Annotated in this window: 15 protein-coding genes; 5 read left to right on the top strand and 10 right to left on the bottom strand. The window is 66.1% G+C overall.

What is annotated here, in order from left to right:
* The first annotated feature begins 173 nt into the window (after positions 1-173).
* From NA8_RS00665 to NA8_RS00655, 3 genes are read left to right on the top strand one after another with little or no spacing between them, the layout of a single operon-like run.
* The gene (locus NA8_RS00665; RefSeq protein ID WP_169810429.1) at positions 174-1,637 is read left to right on the top strand and encodes a class I adenylate-forming enzyme family protein; all 1,464 of its coding nucleotides are present in this window, start codon (positions 174-176) and stop codon (positions 1,635-1,637) included.
* Complete coding sequence (locus NA8_RS00660; RefSeq protein WP_063048363.1) at positions 1,634-2,893, top strand: type III PLP-dependent enzyme domain-containing protein; 1,260 nt, start codon at positions 1,634-1,636, stop codon at positions 2,891-2,893. Before NA8_RS00665 ends, NA8_RS00660 begins: the two co-directional genes overlap by 4 nt.
* Before the next feature lie 38 nt (positions 2,894-2,931).
* Positions 2,932-4,068, top strand: coding sequence for an acyl-CoA dehydrogenase family protein (locus NA8_RS00655; protein WP_063048362.1), 1,137 nt, complete (start codon positions 2,932-2,934; stop codon positions 4,066-4,068).
* A gap of 100 nt (positions 4,069-4,168) precedes the next feature.
* Here NA8_RS00655 and NA8_RS00650 read toward each other — a convergent pair whose 3' ends face one another.
* The gene (locus tag NA8_RS00650) at positions 4,169-4,885 is read right to left on the bottom strand and encodes a sterol desaturase family protein (RefSeq protein WP_084466403.1); all 717 of its coding nucleotides are present in this window, start codon (positions 4,883-4,885) and stop codon (positions 4,169-4,171) included.
* 8 nt (positions 4,886-4,893) lie between these two features.
* A complete protein-coding gene (locus NA8_RS00645; RefSeq protein ID WP_063048361.1) occupies positions 4,894-5,631 on the bottom strand; it encodes a FadR/GntR family transcriptional regulator in 738 nt (245 codons plus the stop codon).
* A 298-nt stretch (positions 5,632-5,929) separates the two neighbouring features.
* On the opposite strand from NA8_RS00645, the gene NA8_RS00640 reads away from it, so the two are divergent.
* A complete protein-coding gene (locus NA8_RS00640) occupies positions 5,930-6,448 on the top strand; it encodes a GNAT family N-acetyltransferase (protein ID WP_063048496.1) in 519 nt (172 codons plus the stop codon).
* Between the two features lie 185 nt (positions 6,449-6,633).
* Here NA8_RS00640 and NA8_RS00635 read toward each other — a convergent pair whose 3' ends face one another.
* From NA8_RS00635 to NA8_RS00605, 7 genes are read right to left on the bottom strand one after another with little or no spacing between them, the layout of a single operon-like run.
* Positions 6,634-7,296, bottom strand: a complete 663-nt coding sequence (locus NA8_RS00635; protein WP_063048360.1) for a hypothetical protein — start codon at positions 7,294-7,296, stop codon at positions 6,634-6,636.
* On the bottom strand, positions 7,293-8,963 hold the full coding sequence (locus NA8_RS00630) for an ABC transporter family substrate-binding protein (protein WP_063048359.1): 1,671 nt from the start codon (positions 8,961-8,963) through the stop codon (positions 7,293-7,295). The genes NA8_RS00635 and NA8_RS00630 overlap by 4 nt, the downstream gene beginning before the upstream one ends.
* Before the next feature lie 39 nt (positions 8,964-9,002).
* Positions 9,003-10,655 (bottom strand): ABC transporter family substrate-binding protein, encoded by a 1,653-nt coding sequence (locus NA8_RS00625; protein WP_084466402.1) that lies wholly within the window; start codon positions 10,653-10,655, stop codon positions 9,003-9,005.
* Positions 10,656-10,699: 44 nt separating this feature from the next.
* On the bottom strand, positions 10,700-12,385 hold the full coding sequence (locus NA8_RS00620) for an ABC transporter family substrate-binding protein (protein WP_063048357.1): 1,686 nt from the start codon (positions 12,383-12,385) through the stop codon (positions 10,700-10,702).
* Positions 12,386-12,398: 13 nt separating this feature from the next.
* On the bottom strand, positions 12,399-14,267 hold the full coding sequence (locus NA8_RS00615; RefSeq protein WP_063048356.1) for an ABC transporter ATP-binding protein: 1,869 nt from the start codon (positions 14,265-14,267) through the stop codon (positions 12,399-12,401).
* The gene (locus tag NA8_RS00610) at positions 14,264-15,184 is read right to left on the bottom strand and encodes an ABC transporter permease (protein WP_063048355.1); all 921 of its coding nucleotides are present in this window, start codon (positions 15,182-15,184) and stop codon (positions 14,264-14,266) included. Before NA8_RS00610 ends, NA8_RS00615 begins: the two co-directional genes overlap by 4 nt.
* Entirely contained in the window at positions 15,181-16,158 is a 978-nt protein-coding gene (locus tag NA8_RS00605) for an ABC transporter permease (RefSeq protein WP_040864240.1), read from the bottom strand. Before NA8_RS00605 ends, NA8_RS00610 begins: the two co-directional genes overlap by 4 nt.
* Before the next feature lie 155 nt (positions 16,159-16,313).
* On the opposite strand from NA8_RS00605, the gene NA8_RS00600 reads away from it, so the two are divergent.
* Entirely contained in the window at positions 16,314-17,153 is an 840-nt protein-coding gene (locus NA8_RS00600; protein WP_084466401.1) for a Cof-type HAD-IIB family hydrolase, read from the top strand.
* A 72-nt stretch (positions 17,154-17,225) separates the two neighbouring features.
* Here NA8_RS00600 and NA8_RS00595 read toward each other — a convergent pair whose 3' ends face one another.
* On the bottom strand, positions 17,226-19,634 hold the full coding sequence (locus tag NA8_RS00595; protein WP_063048495.1) for an N-acetylmuramoyl-L-alanine amidase: 2,409 nt from the start codon (positions 19,632-19,634) through the stop codon (positions 17,226-17,228).
* Between the last annotated feature and the right edge of the window lie 187 nt (positions 19,635-19,821).

Genomic DNA, 19,821 nt, shown 5'->3' with positions numbered 1-19,821 from the left:
GGCTCTCCGTAGGTAATGCCGGCGCGCGTTCGAAGAGGCCGACGCGCTGCGGATTCCGCCGAGCAGGGCGTTCGGGGACCAAGGTATCGGTCCGACTTGCCCAGGTGCGGAGAAATGGTACTGTGGCCGCGAAGGGACGCATGGGGATCGTTATGCCTCGGGGGAGGGTAAGTTTGGAGAGTTTGGCGATTGCGCTCGAAAGCGCAGTGCTGAGAAATGCGGTGCGCAACCCATCCAAAATAGCGTGCTCGGATGGTCGTGTGGAGATTACCCACGCCCAACTCGCACTCGATGTCGCCGAAACGCGCAGGCGTGCAAAGCAGCTGTTCGGGGATTGTGTCGGCGATGCGATCGTGTTGATCCAAGCCGAATCTTCGTACCGGTTTCTACGTACGGTGGTGGCCTGTCATATCGAAGGCGTCGTCGTCGTTCCGATCAGTGCCACCGCGACGCCACGGGAGGTTGTCGCGTTCGTCAGCACCTGTGGAGCGAGCGCTGTAATTTCGGCTCGAGCGGATGTTCGCGCGTCGGTGGAGGCGCTGCCGAGCGCGCTGGCTGTGCACCCCGAGGCGGTGCTCATCTCTGACGGCGATCCCCCGGTGCCGGAGCATCGTCGACGGATTCTCGCGGATGACCTGGCCTTCGGTATCTTCACTTCCGGGTCCACCGGGCGACCCAAGGGGATCGGTTTCACTCAGAGGCAGATGAGTCTGCTCGTGCACACGATCGCGGACCGGCTGCGGTACCGCGCGGACGACGTCGTGTATTGCGCGTTGCCACTGGCGTTCGACTACGGGTACTACCAACTTCTGCTGAGTCTCACGGCGGGTTGCCACGTCGCACTAGCGGAGGCAGGCGCAGGTGCTGCGATTCCGCGAGTACTCGCGCAGCGTAACGTGACAGTTCTGCCCGTCGTCCCGACATTGCTGCGCATGTATCTCACCGCGGCTCAGCGAAGTCGAGTCCTCCCGCCGCTACGCATCGTGACCAACACAGGTGAACGGCTGCCCGCGCCCCTGCAGGAACTCGTGGCCGAGGTGCATCCGGAGGTCACCATGGCTTTGATGTACGGCCTGAGTGAGTGTAAACGTGTTTCGATCGGTTTGTACGCGGCAGCCGAACTACCACGCGATGACGTCGGCACTCCGCTGAGTAGTCACGACGTGACGGTACGCGATCCGCAGGGTTGGACAGTGCGTCCTGGCGAGCTCGGTGAGATCGTCGTCCGCGGGCCTGCTGTGTCCCGGATCGACCTGGCGGACCGACAGCGACAGGGCCTGCCGCTGGATGATGAGAGCTGCTTGCGGACAGGGGATTTCGGTCGCATCGATGAACTCGGCCTGCTGTACGTGGAAGGTCGGCGCGGAGACTTGTTCAAGAACAACGGAATTCGCGTGTCCAAACTGGAGATAGAGCGTGCCGCAGAGCGAGTGCCCGGGGTATTGCAGGCATACTGCGGTCCGGATGCGGCAGGCGAACTGAAGCTGTGGGTCGCCGGTTCGGTGTCCGCGCCGGATCTGCTCGAAGCGCTACGCGGCGAGTTGGACTCGGCGAAGATTCCATCCGCCACAGCGGTGGTAGATCGAATTCCAGTCAACGCGAATGGGAAGTTCTCTCCGAAGGGCACAGCGCGGTGACTATCGACGATGCCGAGCTGATGAGGCTTGCGCTGGCGTACCCAACGCCGCTCTACGTGTACGACGCCCGTGATGTCGTCCGGGCCATCGACACCCTCACAGCACTGTTGCCGCGCGCGAGCGCCCTGTACTACTCCGTGAAAGCGAATCCGCATCCTGACCTCGTGCGCTTGATTCACGCGGGCGGCCTCGCGCTCGAAGTGAGCTCGATCGGTGAAGTACGGATCGCGGAGTCGTTGTCGGCCACGGCGGACGCGATGTTCACCGGCCCCGGGAAGTCGAGGGCGGAGTTCGACGAAGCGATAGCACGGGGAGTTCGCAAGTTCTCTGTCGAGTCGGTAGCGGACCGCACTCGTCTGGGACAGGCGGCGGCCGAGGCCGGGACCCTCGTCGAATATCTCGTCCGCGTCAACTCACCGGCACGTGGCAGCGCCGGTCTGCGGATGAGCGGCCGGCCGAGCCAGTTCGGAGTCGACCCGAGTGGAATCGGCGAATTCTCGGCATTGTTCACCGACGATCCGCATTCGACCTTTCGTGGGCTGCACTTTTATCCGGCGACCCAGATCGCGGACGAAGCGGATCTGCTCGAGTCCTTCGCCAACAGCGCGCGGGAGGCGCGCAGACTCATCGACCGGCACCAGCTCGAGGTACGCGAGGTTGATTTGGGCGGCGGATTTGCGGCGGCTTTCGGCGTGCCGGGTGAGTACGAAGAGTATCCACGGTTGCGCGACCGGCTCGAGCAGATGTTGGATGAGTGGCTTCCGGGATGGCGGGATCGCCGACCGGCCATCTCGTTCGAATCCGGCAGGCGTGTGGTCGGAACGTCTGGAACACTGTTGTCGACCGTGCGCGACGTCAAGCGATCACACGGAAGTACGTTTGCGGTGCTGGACACCGGAGTGCATCACCTCGGTGGTATGAGCGGCTTGGGCAGAGTCTTGGCCGCGCGACTGGAGCCGCGACGAATCGGCTCGACTTCCGATGGTCGATCACAGGAGGCCGCACCGTTCGACGGAACGCTGGCCGGGCCGCTGTGCACTCCGGCCGACATTCTGGTCCCCAGCGCATCTTTCGAAAGCCTCTGCGCGGGAGATGTGCTCGCGATCCCGAATGTCGGTGCGTACGGCCTGACGGCGAGCTTGCTGGCGTTCCTGAGTCATCCTATTCCGATCGAACTCGTAGTCGACGGGACAACTGTGACGTCGGCGTCCCATTACGTCATGACACGCCGGCCGCTGCCCGGGGTTGCTCCATGAGCACACGGTCGACAGGTTCGGAAATCCGAGCGGCAGCTATGGCGGTCGCCGCGGTGGCACGTCGCGAGGCGGTAGCCGCGGACCGAGCCGGCGTCTTCGCGGAAGAAGCTCTGGCGGAGCTGCGGTCGTCCGGTCTGCTCGGGATGTTCGTGCCGGATAGGCAAGCCGATGGCACCGCCGCGACGATCGGTGACTATTCCCAGGTGGCTCGAATCCTCGGTCGTGCCTCGCTATCCGTGGCGGTCATGTGGGTCATGCACAGCCAGCAGGTGATGACGATCGCGCGATATGGCTCCGATGATCTGCGGGGGCGCGTCCTGGAGCAAGTCCGTCGCGGGAGGAACTACATCGGTTCGGTGACCACCGAGCCCGACACTGGGGGCGATCTCTTCACCAGTCCTCCTGGTTCGTCCGCTGGGGACGGCCGGATCGCTATTCGCCGCACCGCGCCTATCGTGACCGGCGGACTCGTCGCGGATTCCTTTCTCATAAAGATGAGATCGGCCGAGGGACGCACACCCAGAGATACGGCGCTGGTCTATGCCGACCGCAGCGATCTCGAAATCACCGCGGGCCGGCCGTGGGACATGCTAGGGATGCGATCCACCGGAAATGTCGCGCTCGAGCTGGACGGCTCTGTTCCGCGGTCGAACGAGCTCACTGTTCCGCTCGCCCAGATGGCGGCGGCTTCGTTCGGCCCGTTGGCGCATGTCGGATGGGCCTCATCCTGGCTCGGCTGTGCAGAAGAAGCGTGGTCACGTCTGCTGCGCTGGAGCGGACGAAAGCAACATCGAGCGTTCCTCGATTCGGACTCGGCTCTCGAGGAAGTCGGCCGGGTACGCGAGCACTTGGAGATCGTTGCGGCTTGTCTTCGGACATGCGTAGCGCGGATGTCCGAGAACAATGTTCATGACCTGTCCGGGATTCCGGATCAGATCCATTTCAACGTGCTCAAGACGGTAGCGAGCAGTCACTGCTACGCCGCGGTCGAGCGAATGATCGACCTCGTCGGACTCTCCCACGGATACTCGCGTGAGTCGGAGCTCGGCCTCGAGCAGGCCTTGCGTGATCTTCGCGCAGCCGGCCTCATGTTCAGTGATCGCAGACTGCGCCGCTCGAACGGCGCGCTCGCCCTCCTGGACAGGAACGTGTCGTTGATGTGCGGCGATGAGTGAAATCGACCGGGCGAGTGGGTATGCGGGGCGCTGGACCCGGCGCAGAACCGCGGGATGTGACTGCGCGGGGTCCAGCTGGAGAGTGCACTGCGGCCGATATTCAGGCCGAATGCAGCTTGCGTGCGGTGGGTGAGGTCTCGGTCGCGGCCGGGTCAGGGTAGGTGCGGAAAAGGCGGTCGGCGGTGCCGGAGCTGGTGACCGTGAACCAGTAGTGTTCGTTCTTGTAGTGGTGGTGGCGGTGGTTGCGCCAGACCGCCCGGTAGAGCGATCCCTTCGGCTTGTAGTCGGTGTGGATCAGGTAGTGCGTCCACTCGTAGCCGAGGCCGAGCAGGGTGATGGTGATCAGGAACGTCAGGCCGAGGCCGAGGCGCGGGAAGGCGAATATCGCCAGTGCGATCAGCACGACGACCAGCACCGATAGTGTCCTCGTCGGGATAAAGATCAGTGGGATGTCGCGCGGGTCGACGTGATGCTCGCGGTGCTTGCGGGCCAGTTCGCTGTCGAGCGCGATCGGGCCGAGCCGCCGTGGCCGCCAATGCAGCACGGTGACGTGCACGATCCACTCGAAGACCGGGAAGACCGCCAGCATCGCGGCGGGCACCAGCAGATCGGTCGGCTGCCAGTCGCCGATGACGATCCGGGCGATCAGTGCCCCCACCAGCGTGGTTGCGATCATCCACGGCGAAGGGTGCCGGAGGAATTCCTCGAATGCCTGGCCCAGGGTGAGTCCGCGACGCAGCGCCCGCTCGTCCCTGCGCACCTGCGCCCGCGCGTCGGTGTCGATCGAATCACGTTCGGATGCTTTGGATTTGGTCATGTTCGTTCCTAGCTGTGCGTGACCGGCGGTCCACTGAGGACCTCGATCAGAGCGGTGGTCGCTGGCTCGAGCAGCGCCCGAGCGGTGGTGGCGGCCTTCTGCGGCCGGCCCGCGGCGATGGCGGCGGCCAGTTCGCGGTATGCCCCGACGTTGCCCACCTCGGCGGACATGATCGGGGCCAGCGCCGCGAGCGCCGGTTCATAGGCGGCGCGCAGCATGTTGAACATCAGCCGGAAGACGATCGAGTCGGCCGCGTCCACGACGTGATCCCAGAACTCCATCGCGTGCCGCTGCTGCGCGACCGGATCCTGTTCGACGGCGAGCGCTTCGATCGAGGCCTCCAGCAGGGGACGAACCTCGTCGGCGCCGATCGTGCCGACCCGGCGCGCGGCCAACTCGGCCACCTTCGGCCCGTTGTGCAGGCGGGCCTCCAGAATGCTGCTGGCGACCGCAGGGTCCAGTTCCCCGGCCTGCACCAGCAGCCTGGGCAGAACCTCGAGCCCCGCGCCGCGCCGATAGTTCAGCACGGTTGTCGCGTCGCCCTGCCGCACGGACACCAGTCCGGCCGCGGCCAGACGCTGTAGCGCCTCCCGCACTGCGGGGCGGGACACACCGAGCGACTCCGCCAACTGCCGCTCACTGGGCAAGGTCGCCCCCGGCGCCAGCTCACCGCTGAGCACATCCGCGGCGATCTGCTCGAACACATCCGCCGACACCGACCGCTTGACCACAGGTTGCAACGCCATGCTCCTACTGTGCGCATTGTTGGTCAGGAGGTCAAGTGGTCAGACCAATATAGGTTCGAATCAATTCACTGGCCCGCCCGCGCTAGCATCGCTCGTTCGTTTTGATCGGCTGTGCGAGCACCAAGGAGGTGGAGCGCGATGACCGCGCCGAAGACCGCCGTCACGCACGGCGCCTGGAACGTGCGATTGCTCCGGGTCTCGGTGTGATCTCGGAGTCCGGCGTGCGTGTGCGAGCCATCCGGCTCGCGTGACGGTGGTGCCGTGTCCACGACCGACCATCGAAGACGGAGAATTCGAGTTGAGTTCCACCATCGCTTGGCGCGTGCGCGCCGAAACCGATGCCGATATCCCGGCGATCCACGAGATCAACCGCGCGGCCTTCGACCGGGCCGAGGAGGCCGATCTGGTCGACGCGCTGCGCGGAGATCCCGCATGGATCGACGGCCTGTCCCTGGTCAGCACGCTGCCGGACGGCACACCGGTCGGCTTCGCGTTGCTGACTCGCTGCCACGTCGACAGCACACCGGCCCTGTGCCTCGGCCCGTGCGCGGTGCTGCCCGATTACCAGCGGACCGGTGCGGGCGCCGCCGCGATTCGGGCCGGGCTCGCGGCCGCAGCCGGGATGGGCGAGCCGTTCGTCATCGTGCTCGGGCATCCGACCTACTACCCGCGCTTCGGCTTCGGCCGGGCATCCGAGCACGGTATCGGCCTGAGTATCGATGTGCCGGATGAGGCGCTGATGGCGTTGACGCTCGATCCTGCTCATCCGCTGCCGCGCGGCAAGGTTCGTTACGCCGCGCCATTCGGTATCGACTAGCGGGAACCGTCGGCTAACGGCTGACAGTACCGGCGGTGGGGCGGCTCGAAGTCCGTTCCACCGCCGGGGCCATCCGCCTCCGCTGCGCTCCAGGCCGATGACGGCGCGAGATTCGCTTTTTCCTGCTCAGGCTGCGCGCGCCGAGTCGCCGATGTCGACAATCGCCGGTAGTCCCTGATCGATTGTCACGTGGGATCCGAACCGCCGATGGCGGACAACCATAGTGACCCTCCGAACGCGACTGTGAAAGCGGCGAAGAAGGTGGTGAGTCCGCCGCCGTCGAGATAGATCCACAGGAGGGCGGCGATCGGGGCAGCGACGGCCGACTGGGCGTCGAGCAGGAGCCTGCGACGTAGCCGGACGGCCTTCGCCGTGTGGCCGGGTGCGTCGGGGTCAGGACGGCTCGGATTGTCGATCAGGCGGCCAGGGGGCTCGGCATCGCGGAGACGGCCGGACGGATAGAGGCGGCGTCCGGAGACGTGAACCGTGCGACCGGTCAGGTCGGCCTCGGTTTCGGTAAGGGTGGGCAGCGCCGAGTCGAAGTAGACCGGAAGCCACCGTCGACCATCGGCGCCGTCGATCTGCAACCATGACCGGCTGACGAGGCGATGTTGCTGGCGGACTCGGGTGACTCGGGCCGTTCGCACGGCGCTCGAACTCCCGAACCCGAGCAACCCGAACGCCACAGCGAACCGGTACGCGGTGTATCCGACAAGCCCGAGGGCGACGGCCACGATCCCCGCCACCTGATCCAACGTGCCGAACGGCGCCCAAGCGGCACAGACCGCGAGGGCGCCGAACGTCACCGTGACCGGATAGGCCAGCGGGTGGTCCGATCCAAAACTCACTTCAGGAAGCCGACCTTGGTGTAGTCGCGCGAGGCGAGGCCGAACGCTCCGTAGTTCGCCAGGTCGGTCCGGGCGGCGTAGGTGCCCGCCGCCTGGTGCAGCGGAATGGAGTACCCCTCTTCGAAGATCATCCGATCGCACTGGTTCGCCAGCTGGATCGCCTTGTCGGGGTCCAGTTCCGAGAGGGTCTGGTCGATCAGCGCGTTGAGTTCCGGGGTACCGATCCGCGCCTTGTTGCCCTGCAGGTTGTTCGGATCGTAGTAGTAGATCTGCCGCAGTCCGCTCAGCGGGAGAACGCTGCCGTTCCAGCTGAATTGGGCCAGATCGAAGTTGCCGGGGTCGATGACGTTGGTGAACAGCCCGGTGCCGGGCACGGTCTGGATGGTCAGCTTCACTCCGACCCTCGCGAGGTTCTGCTGCACGATCTGCGCGGTCTGGACCCATTGATCCTGCTGGTACATCACGTCGCGGAGTTCGAGCCTGCGACCGTCCTTCTCGCGGACATCGCCGTTGAGTTTCCACCCGAGGGCGTCCAACATGCGGGCCGCCTCGTCCGGGTCGTAGGCGATGGGCGCCGCGTTGTCCTGGTAGCCCTTCTGCCCCGACACGAAGACGTGATTGTTCAGCGGCTTGGGATCGTCGACGACGCCGTGCTGCGAGGCGGTGACCACTCCCTGCCGGTCGATCGCCTTGGAGATGGCGATTCGCAGCTGCGGATCGGCCAGCAGGGAACCGGGTGCTCCGTTGAACGTGATGTGCGACCAGGTCGGCTCGGGCGTGCGCCGGATGACCACGTTCGCGGCATTGCGCGCCGCGCTGACGTTCTCGATGCCGGACATGTAGGCGATATCGAGTTCGTTGTTCTGGATCGCGGGCAGCCAGGCCGAATGGTCGAGCACGCTGAAGGTGACGGAATCGAGCTTCGGCGTATCGCCCCACCACTTGGGATTGCGCCCCAGCACGATGCGATTCTGGCTGCGGTCGATGGAGGTGACCACGAAAGGGCCCGCACTTTGTGGCAGCCCGTTCCTGGCGGCGTTGGTGAAGGCGTCCGGGGTCGCGGTGACCGACTTCGGGTACAGCGGGCTGAACAGTCCTTGCCATTCGCCATACGGTTGGTCGAAGGTCACCACCGCTTGCCGGTCGTCGGCTCCGCGCTCCACTTTGCCGACCCGTTCGAAACCGCCGGTGGCCGAGACGAGGAACGCGTTGTCCTTGCCGCTGAGGGCGTTCGCCTGAGACCGGAGGTCCTCCCAGGTGATCGGGGAGCCGTCCGACCACACGGCCTTCGGGTTGATGGTGTACTGCACCTGCTGCGGGCTCGTGCCGGTCAGCTTGATATCGGTGAAGAAGTCGTGGTCGACGCTCAGCTGCCCGGCCGCATCGCTGACGAAGGCGGCGGGCATCGTCGCTTCGACCAAGTAGAAGACAGACTCCGTTCCGCCGTCCACGTGCAGATAGTTGAAGGTCTCCGGGAAGTTGGTGAGTGCCAGCCGCAGGTTGCCGCCGTCGCGCAGTTCGCTCGGGTCCCTCGGGTTGATGTCGTTGGTGCTGCCGACCGTGCTGGAGCCCGGGGTCACTTCGTTGTCGCCGCCACAACCGGTGATTGCCAGCCCTACGGCGACCAGCGATAAGGCCAGCCGGGCATACGCGGAGGTAATCCGCATGGTGATCCTTCCTGCTCGTTGCGTCCTACGGAAACGACCTCACTTCTCGAAGCCCACCCGGAGGTAGTCCGTGGAAGCCAGCCCGAAGGCGCCGAAGTTGGCCAGGCCCGCACGCACCGCTACGTTGCCGGCCGATTGCGCGACGGGCACCGAATGACCCAGCTCGAAGATCATCCGGTCGGCCTTGTTCGCAAGCTCGATCGCCTTCTCGGGGTCGAGTTCGGAGATGGTCTGGTCGATCAGCGCGTTCAGTTCGGGTGACCCGATCCGTCCCTTGTTACTGAGCGTATTCGCTGGGTCGTAGGCGTAGATCTGGGGCAGCGCGCCGAGCGGGAAGATGCTTCGTTGCCAGCTGAACTGAGCGATGTCGAAGTTGCCCGGGTCGATGACATCGGTGAACAGGCCGTTGCCGGGGAAGGTCTGGATTTCGAGTTTCACCCCGACCCGAGCCAGATTCTGCTGCATGATCTGCGCCATCTGCACCCAGGTGTCCTGCTGGAACATCACATCCCGGATCACCAGCTGCCGCCCGTCCTTCTCGCGGACGTCGCCGTTGAGCTTCCAACCGAGTTCGTCCAGCATTCGGGCCGCCTCGTCGGGATTGTAGGCGATGACCGCGGAGTTGTCCTGGTAGCCCTTCTGCCCGTCGAGGTAGATGTGGTTGTTCAGCGGCTTGGGATTCTCCACGATCCCGTTCTGCAGCGCCGTGACGACGCCCTGACGGTCGATCGCCTTCGCGATTGCGACGCGCAGGCGGGGATCCGCGAGAATCGACCCCTGCGCTCCGTTGAACGTGATGTGCGAATTGGACGGACGCGAAGCGCGACGCACGATGATGCCCGGTGAGTTGGTCGCGGACTTGACCTCCTCGATGCCCGAGATATCGATGGCGTCGAGTTCATTGTTCTGCAAGGCGTTGAGACGGGCCGAATAGTCGAGCACGCTGTAGGTGACGGTGTCGAGTTTCGGCGTCTCGCCCCACCATTTCGGGTTGCGGCTGAGCACGATGCGTTGCTGCGCCCGGTCGACGGAGGTGATCACGAACGGTCCCGCCGATTTGGCGAGCCCGTTGCGGTCACGCTCGTTGAACGCCTGCGGCGTCTCGGTCGATTCCTTCGGCATCAGCTGACTGAACAGGCCCCGCCAATCCGCGTAGTGCTGTCCGAAGGTGGCGATTGCCTGGCGGTCGTCGACGCCGCGCTCGACGCGGGCCAGCCGGCTGTAGCCCTGGGTCGCGGAGACCCGGTATTCCGTGTTGCGGCCGCTCAGCGCCTCCGCCTGGGAACGCAGGTCCTCCCAGGTGATCGGGCTGCCGTCGGACCAGACCGCCTTGGGGTTGATGGTGTAGACAACTCGCTGCGGGTTGGTCTCGGTCAGCGCGATGTCGGTGAAGAAATTGTGGTCGATCGACAATTCGCCTGCGGCGTTGGAGGTGATCGGCCCTGGCAATGTCCAGTCGACCACCTCGGAGAGGTCATAGTCGCTGTCGACGTGGTGCGAATTGAACGTCGCGGGGAAATTCGTGATGGCGAGACGCAGGTTGCCGCCGTCGCGCAGTGCGCTCGGCTCCTGGGGATTGATGTCGTTGGTCGAACCCAGCGCGTTGGAACCCGACTTCACCTCGCTGTCGCCCGAGCCGCAGCCGACCAACAGCGCGAGCGCCGTGCCCACGGTGAGCGCCCGGACGATCATGCCGCGTGTCTGCGTCCGGCGATTCCGGGTCAGCTGTAGTGGTCTCATTGCACGAATCCGATCTTGGTGTAGTCGTAGGACGCCAGACCGGGGGAGCCGATATTGGCGAGGTCCGCGCGGGCGCCGAAACTGCCGTCGGACTGGGTCAGCGGCAGGGAATGTCCTTCCTCGAAGACCTTGCGGTCGACCTCGTTGGCCGACTCGATCGCCTTCTTCGGGTCGAGTTCGGTCAGCGTGCGCTCGATCAGGGCATTGAGCTCGGGCGAACCGATGCGGCCGTAGTTGCCCTGCAGATCGTTCGGGTCGTAGTAGTAGATCTGCCGGATGGAACTCATCGCGAAGGCGTCCCCGGAGAAGATGAACTGTGCGGCGTCGAAATCACCGGGAATGATGACGTCGGTGAAATAGCCGGCACCCGGCTTGGTGTCGATGGTCAGCCGCACGCCGATGCGGGCCAGATTCTGCTGGATGATCTGCGCGATCTGCACCCACAGCGGGTCGTTGTACATCACGTCGCGAATTTCCAATTTGCGGCCGTCCTTCTCACGGACGTCGCCGTTGAGCTTCCAGCCGAGCGCGTCGAGTTCCCGCGCCGCCTGGTCGGGGTCGTAAGCCACCGGCGCCGAATTGTCCTGGTATCCGTCTTGTCCCTGGAGGAAGATGTGGTTGTTCAACGGCTTCGGATTCTCGACCAGACCGTTCTGGGTCGCGGTCGCGATGCCCTGCCGGTCGATGGCCTTCGCGATCGCGACGCGCAGGCGCGCATCCGCGAGTATGGAGCCGGGCGCGCCGTTGAAGGTGATGTGACGCCAGCGATTGCCCGGCGCGCGGCGAATCACCAGCCCATTGGTGTTGCGGACCGTCTTGACCTCATCGATCGAGGCGAGCCGGACGAGGTCGAGTTCGTTGTTCTGCAGGGCGCCCACCCAGGCCGCCTGATCCAGCACGCTGTAGGTGATGGTGTCCAGTTTCGGCGTCTCGCCCCACCATTTCGGATTGCGGCCGAGCACGATCCGGCTCTGGGCGCGGTCGGTGGATTGGACGACGAACGGGCCCGCGCTGGGGCCGAGCCGATCCACGAGTCCCTTGTTGAACGATTCCGGGTTCGCCGTCACGGATTTCGGGAAAAGCGAGGAGTTGCCCGCGAACTGTCCGCGCCATTCGCCGTAGGGATGGTTGAAGGTGAGGACCGCCTGCCTGTCGTCCACACCGCGCTCGACCTTGTCGACGAACTCGAAGCCATTGGTGATCGCGATCAAGAAGCGCTTGTCCCGCCCGCTGAGCGCGTGTGCTTGCGCGGCGATGTCCTCCCAGGTGATCGGCGTGCCGTCGGACCAGACCGCGGCGGGATTGATGGTGTAGGTGACCCGTTGCGGATCGGTGCCGGTCAGCGCGACATCGGTGAAGAAATCCTTGTTCACGGTGAGGTTGCCCGCTGCGTCGACGTCGAACGAGCGCGGCATGAGCGGCCGCTCGATATCGGCGATCTCGCCGTCGTTCCCGTCATTGGACAGGGTGTTCCAGTTCGCCGGGAAGCTGGTGACCGCCAGGCGGAGATTGCCGCCCTCGCGCACCTCGTCGCGGTTCTTGGGATTGACGTCGCTGGTGGTGCCGAGCGCATCGGACAGTCCCGCGGCCGAATCGTCGGCGCCGCTCGCGCAGCCCGCGGCGATCAGCGCGAACGCCGCCAAGCCCGCGGTCCACCGCATTCGGTCGAAACGGATCCGCATCGCGCTCTCCTGACTATCGGCTGACTGCTGGAACCGGCACCGCGTCGATCAGCGCCCTGGTGTACTCGTGCTGCGGATCGGCGAATATCTGCTCCGCCGAGCCGTATTCCACGATCTTGCCGCGATACATGACGGCGATGTCGTGGGCCAGGTTCCGCACCACGGACAGGTCGTGCGAGACGAACAGGTAGGACAGCCCGCGCTCGGTCTGCAGATCGCGCAACAGGTTGAGCACGCCCGCCTGGATCGAGACGTCCAACGAGGAGACCGGCTCGTCCAGCACCAGCAGCTCCGGGTCGAGCGCGAGTGCGCGGGCGATGCTGATGCGCTGTTTCTGCCCGCCGGAGAAGTCGGCGGGATAGCGGTCGGCATGGTCCGGGCGCAACCCGACCTGCTCGAGCAGTTGCGGGACCCGGCGGACGATTTCGGCCCGCGGTCGCCCGTCGATGCGCAACGGCTCGGCGATCGCGTCGAAGATCGGCAGGCGCGGGTCCAGCGAGGCGGTGGGATCCTGGAAGACGATCTGCATCTTCCGGCGGATCTCCCGCTTGCGCGCCTTGCTCAGCGACGCGACATCGTTGCCCATGATCTCGATGGCGCCCGACTGCGGCGGTATCAGATCCAGAATCTGCGTGAGCGTGGTGGATTTGCCTGAGCCGGACTCCCCGACCAGCGCCAAGGTACGCCCGCCGCGGACCTCGAAGCTGATGCCGTCGACCGCCCTGACCTCCCCCGTGCGGCGGCGCAGTACTACACCCGAGGTGATCGGGAAGACTTTCACCAGATCCGAGACGCGCAAGACCACATCGGACTCCACCTCCGCCGCGGCGTCCGGCTCGGCGATCTCGCGGCGGTAGGCCTCGAACAAGTCGTCGGCGCCGACCTCGGCGGTGCGAATGCAGGCGGCGGTATGCCCGGGTTCGACGGCCTCCAGCGGGGGTTCCGCAGTCCTGCATTCGTCGATCGCCACCGGGCAGCGCGGTGCGAACGAGCAGCCCGGCGGCAGGGCGTGCATAGCGGGCGGCGCGCCGACGATCGGGATCAGCGGCTGCCGCGGCGGACCGTCCATGCGCGGAATCGAACCGAGCAGACCGACGGTGTAGGGCATTCGCGGCGCGCTGAACAGGTCCGGCGCGGTGGCGGTCTCGACGATCCTGCCCGCGTACATGACGGCGACGCGGTCGGCCAGGGTCGCGGCGATGCCCATGTCGTGGGTGATCATGATGACGCCCGCGCCGGTGATGTCGCGCGCCTTGCGGAGCAGATTCAAGATCTGCTTCTGCACCGTCACGTCCAGCGCGGTGGTGGGCTCGTCGCAGATGATCAGCGCCGGATCGTTCGCGATCGCCATCGCGATGACCACGCGCTGGCGCTGGCCACCGGAGAACTCGTGCGGAAACGCCTTGGCCCGCACCTCAGGATCGGGGATGCCGACCAGGTCGAGCAGCTCCACCGCCCGCTTCGCGGCTTCGCGCCTGCCCATCTTGCCGTGCGCCAGCAGGGCTTCGGCGATCTGATCGCCCACCCGGTACACCGGCGTGAGCGCCGACAACGGGTCCTGGAACACCATGCTGATGGAACTGCCGCGCAGTCTGGACAATTCGCGATCACCCAGCCCGAGCAGTTCGCGTCCGCGGAACCGGATGGAACCGGTGATTCGCGCCTGCTCCGGCAGCAATCCCATCACCGCCATCGAGGACACCGACTTCCCCGAGCCGGATTCGCCGACGATGGCGAGCACCTCGCCGTCGGACACCGTGTAGGTGACGCCACGGACCGCGTCGATCCGGCCCTCCTCGCTGGGGAAGGACACCCGCAGATCGGTGATCTCCAGCAGCGGCGCGGTCGAGGCCGTCTTCTCGGTATTTCCTGCGCTCGTCATGCTTTCGCCTTCTTCTTCGACCGAGCCCGCTTCGCGCCGGGATCGAACGCGTCGCGCAGGCCGTCACCGACGAGGTTGGCGCACAGCACAGTGATGATCAGCAGACCACCCGCGAACAGGAACAGCCAGGGATAGGTCAACGCCGATTTCGTTCCCGCGGCGATCAGCGAACCGAGCGACACGTCCGGCGGCTGCACACCGAAACCGAGGAAGCTCAACCCCGTTTCGGCCATGATCGCCGAGCCGACGGTGAGGGTGGTGTCGATGATCAGGATCGAGGCGATATTCGGCAGGACGTGACTGAAGATCACCGTGTGGGTGGGCGCGCCCATGTACCGCGCGGCCCGGACGAATTCGCGATCACGCAGGCTCAATGTCAGCCCGCGCACGATTCGCGCCGAGATCATCCAGCCGAAGCAGGACAGCAGGAGGATCAGCAGCAGGATGGAACCGCTGCCTTTGGTGCGCGGCGCGAACAGCGCGATGATGATGAAACTCGGGACCACCAGCAGCAGATCGACCAGCCACATGATCGCGCGATCGGTCCAGCCGCCGAGCAATCCGGCCAGCGATCCGGCGGTGGCCGCGATCGTGGTGGACAACAGCGCCACGCACAGACCGATGATCAGGGATTTCTGCAAGCCGCGCAGCGTCTGCGCGAGCACGTCCTGACCGATCTGGGTGGTGCCGAACGGATGTTTCGCGCTCGGCGGTTTGAGCAGTGCGGTGTAATCCAGTTGCTGGTAGTCGTAGGTCAGCAAGGGCGGCAGCGCGAAGCTCGCGACGAACAGAGCGATGAGGATCAAGCCACCCGTGACGGCGGGCTTGTTACGCAGAAAGCGCCGCAGGACCAGCCTGCGCCGTCCGGTCGCGGTGACTTCCGGGGCGCCCTGGACGATGATTTCGGCTTCTGTCATCCCACACGCACCCGGGGGTCGAGGATCGCGTACACGATGTCGGACAGCAGACCCGACACCAGCACGACGAGGCCGGCGAACGCGGTCACCGTCACCACGACGTACAGGTCCTGGGCGTTGATCGAGTCGACCAGCCACTCGCCGACGCCGTGCCAGCCGAAGATCTTCTCGGTGAACGTCGCGCCGGTGATCAGGGCGCCGAGACTGTAGGCGAACAGCGTGGCCATCGGGATCAGCGCCGTGCGCAGGCCGTGCTTGTACAGCGCCTTGCTCCGGGTGAGGCCCTTGGCGCGGGCGGTGCGGATGAAGTCGCTCTGCAGCACGTCGAGCATGGCGTTGCGCTGGTAGCGGCTGTAGCCCGCCATGGCCCCGAGGGCCAGCGCGGTGGTGGGCAGGATCAGGTGCTGGACGCGGTCGAGCAGTTGCGGCCCGAACCCTTCGATCTTGTTCGCCGACGTCTCGCCGGTATAGAGGAAGATCTGCGAACCGGTGAGCGAGTTGATCTCCAGCGCACCGTATTTCAGCAGGGTCGCGAGCAGGAACACCGGCGTGCTCAAGACCAGCAGCGACACCACCGTGGTGAAGTAGTCGCTGAACTTGTACTGCCGGATCGCGCCCGCGGCGCCGATCAGTACGCCCAGCACCGTGCCGACCAGGGAGCCGACGATCAGCAGGCGCAGACTCACCGCGACCCGCCGCGGCAGTTCCCGGCTGACCGGCTGACCGGCCAGCGTGGTGCCGAAGTCGCCGTGCGGAATGCCCGCGAGCCAGGTGATATAGCGCTGTGGGATCGGGTCGTTGAGATGCAACTCCTCGGCCTTGGCGTCGATCACTGCCTGTGGCGGGCGCGGATTGCGTTGTTCGAGACTGTCCAGCGGCCGGAACGTCAGTGACGCCAGGCTGAACGTCAGGAACGAAGCCAGCAGCAACAGCACGACATAGTTGAGCGCGCGTCGTAGCAGGAAGCCGGTCATCAGTCCTCTGGTCTTTCGGCTGGACGGGCCAGCGTCGGTATTAGCCCCCGATCATAAGGACGTGGTCGGCGGCGCGCGTGCCACACGACATCCGGGCATGTCCGAGGCTCGGCCGGATACCGGCCCGCAGGACCGTCCGGGCGTCGTCCGGCAGGATGGAATGGGTGATGCCCCTGCACCTGCCCAAGCCGAAGATGGTCGCCACCGATGTGGACGGCACGCTCATCGATCACGACGAGCGGGTCACCGCGCGGACCAAGGCAGCGGTAGGCGCCCTGATCGCCGACGGTGTGCCATTCGTCCTGGCCACGGGGCGTCCGCCACGCTGGATCGATCCCGTGGTGCAGGGTCTGGGTTACGCCCCGCTGTGCGTGTGCGGCAACGGTGCGGTGATCTATGACAGCGCCGCCGACCGGGTGCTGGCCAGCATGACATTGGACGTGCCGACGCTCGCCTGGCTCGCCGAGGTCGCCGAGCGGGCGTTGCCGGGCTGCGGTCTGGCGGCCGAACGCGTCGGCGAGCGGGCGCACGACGCGGTGACCCCGCAGTTCGTCAGCTCGCCGCAGTACGAGCACGCCTGGCTCAACCCGGACGACACCTCGGTCGCTCGCGAGGAGGTCATCGACGCGCCCGCCATCAAGATGCTGATCCGGCTGCCCGGCGCGCGCAGCTCGGACATGCGCACCGTGCTCGCTCCGCTGATCGGTGAGCGAGCCGACATGACCTACTCGACCGAGCAGGGGCTCATCGAACTGTCCGCGCCCGGCATCACCAAGGCCGCCGGGCTGGCGCTGGTCGCCCAGCGGCTCGGCGTGGACGAGTCCACCATCGTGGCGTTCGGCGACATGCCCAACGACGTCCCCATGCTCACCATGGCGGGTCACGGCGTCGCGATGCGCAACGCCCACCCCGAGGCCATCGCCGCCGCCGACGAGATCGCCGAATCGAACTCCGACGACGGAGTCGCGCGGATTCTCGAACGCTGGTGGATGTAGCGGTGGTACACAGCCGGAGCCCGCGCCGTGGCGCGGGCTCCGAATCAGTGTGACCTGCTGAGTGGTTCGCGATCAGTCCTCGGGTGAGGGGTTGGGAGACGCGGCTTCGCCTTCGTCGGTGGCCGCGGGCGCCGGGCCGTGCGGCGGCTGGATGGTGGCCGCCTGCTGTGGTTCTGTCTGGGACGGACCGATCGGGGCGGGCGCGCCCGACTCTGCCGGAGGCTGGGTGAGCGGGGTCCGTGCCTCGGGAGCGAGCGGGGGAGCAGGGACAGCCGGAGCCGGGGCATCAGCTCGGAGCGGGAGATTGCCCGGAGCCTGGGCGCCGTCTTGGTACCGGGCGCTGCCCGGAGCCTGGGCGGCCGGAGCCGGGGCAACACCCTGACCCGGAACGCTGCCCGGAGTCGAGGCGGCCGGAGCCGGCGGGTGGGGCGGAATCGGCGCGCTCACCTGGGCCGCGATCGGGTTCCGGTGGGTTTCCTCCCGGTAGGTGTCGTTGTAGGTCTTCCACACAGTCGTGACGATGCCGGTGAGCTGGTTGAGGATCAGTGAGCCGCGTTCGAAGTCGGCGCGCAGGCCGTCCGGGACCGGGTAGGCGTTCTGCAGCGGGAGTCCGAGGACACCCGTGTCGGCGCCGAGTTGCAGGAAGCGATCCAGGATGGTGCCGAGCACCTCGACGACCTGTCCGTCGGCCGCGGTGTAGACGTAACCGTTGGAGAATTTCGCGTACTGCCGGCCTTGCGCGGCGGGCAGTACGTCCGAGCGGACGGCGCCGAGCGGGCCGTTCGGTCCGCCGGACTGGGACCAGTGCCTGGCGATGATGTTCTCCTGCACCATGTTCAGCAGCTTCGTGGTAAGCGCGGCGAGGTTCGCCACATCGGATTCGCCGGATGCCGGGGGTCGACTGTCCTGCCCGCCGGGCGCACCCGGCGTACCGGCGGCGATGTCGCGGATCCGATCCATCAGCGCGTACGCGGCGTCGCCGGGGCAGGTGGTGTTGCCGACGTCGCGGTGCGCGAAGACGACCGGCAACTGGACACTCTCGCCCTGGGCGTACGGGGTGTAGGAGGTGCCCTCGGAGACCATCGTGGTATTGCCCTTGGGATCGAGTCCGGCGATCTTGGCGCGCCAGCCCACGAAGGCGCCGATCGCCTCGATCGCCGCCTCGGTCGGTTGCTCGGATTCGTAGTTGCCCATCAGCGCGACGCCGGAGGTGTTCTCGTTGAACCCACCCGCGTGCGCGCCCTGCACCGGGCGGTCCAGGCCGCCGAAGCGCCCCTCGAAGACCTGGCCGTACTTGTCGACCAACGCGTTGTAGCCGATGTCGCACCAGCCCAACGTCTTCGCGTGATAGGTGTAGATCGCGCGGACGATTCCGGCCGACTCGGACTTGCTGTAGTCGTTGCGGCCCGCGGTGTGGTGCACCGTGACGCCGCCGAGGCCGTCGTCGTAGGTCGGCTCGTCGCAGCGAATGGATTCGTCGGCGCCCCACTGAGCGCGGGTGATCACGCTCGGTCCGCCGCCGGGCAGCGCCGCGGCGACGCTGTGCAGTGAGCCGTCGGCGGCGCCCCGACCGGGATCGATGAGCACGGCGGTCAGGTCTGCGGCCTGCTGGGCCGGGTCGTCGGAACGCGGGGCGGGTTGTTGCGCCGCGTCGTCCGCGATGGGTACGGGCTGCGCCACCGGCTGAACCGGGCCTGCCGCCGCCTGCTTTCGAGTGACCAAGACCTGCACCGCGTTCGTATCGCCGACATAGATCGGCTCGGTGCCGTCGGTCGCACCCGGGCCGGAGCGGTCGGTGCGGTGTGTGTCGACCGGTTCAGCGTCGTACCAGGGCCCCCACGTGCCGTCGGGCTGCCGAGCCCGGATCGTGGCCGCGGTGTCGGCCAACTGCCGGGCGGTGAGCGCGACCATGCTGAACGGAGTGTCGCTGGAGAGTTCTTTCACCTGTGCCCCCACTTGGCTCATCAGCTCGGGGGTCACGGCGCCGGGAGACAGCGCGGGCGTGTCGGGAGTGGTGCCCGGCTGGAGCCGCCCGGGCTCCGCGATGAAGCGCACACTGCCTTGGGAAATGGGCTGAGCTGGGGAATTCGGGCTCTCCGGCGAACGATTCGGAGTGAATTCCGGGCCGGAGGTTTGGCCGGAATTCGAGCTGGGTAGTCGTACTCCTTCCGTTAGCTGCGGGCCCGGTGGTAGCGGGCCATCCGGAATCGGAATGGACTCGGCGATCGGAAGCATGCGCAGATCGGAAAGATGCAGATCAGGCAGGCTCAACCCGGTGAGTTCGCGCAGCGGCAGCACGATATCGGGCGCGTGGGTGAGCGCGACCTCGGCGAGTTCGGCCGTTACGGCGGCCGCTTCGCTGTTGGTGGTGGTGCGGTAGTCGGTCGAATCGCCGAACGTCAGCGTGCCCAGTGGGGCAGCTACCGCGAGGGTGGTGACAACTGGGAGCACGTAGGAACGTTTCGGTTTGCGGTACCGCACGAGCGTCTCCAATCAGGTCGAACCAGTGATCATGAGTGATTCAGGGTTGCTTCCTGATGTAGCAATGATCACAATAGCCACATTTGTCACATAACTAAACCTCTGGTTGAGGATTATGTGATTGCCTGAATGTAGCTCTTCGATTGCTATCGCATCTACAGAACGTGCCGAAAAGGTGGAGATCGAC

Origin of the sequence: Nocardia arthritidis NBRC 100137 (genome assembly GCF_001612765.1) — a bacterium.
GTDB classification, from domain to species: domain Bacteria; phylum Actinomycetota; class Actinomycetes; order Mycobacteriales; family Mycobacteriaceae; genus Nocardia; species Nocardia arthritidis.
The sequence above is the reverse complement of the archived record's forward strand: the minus strand, read 5'-3'. Positions and strand labels throughout refer to the sequence as shown.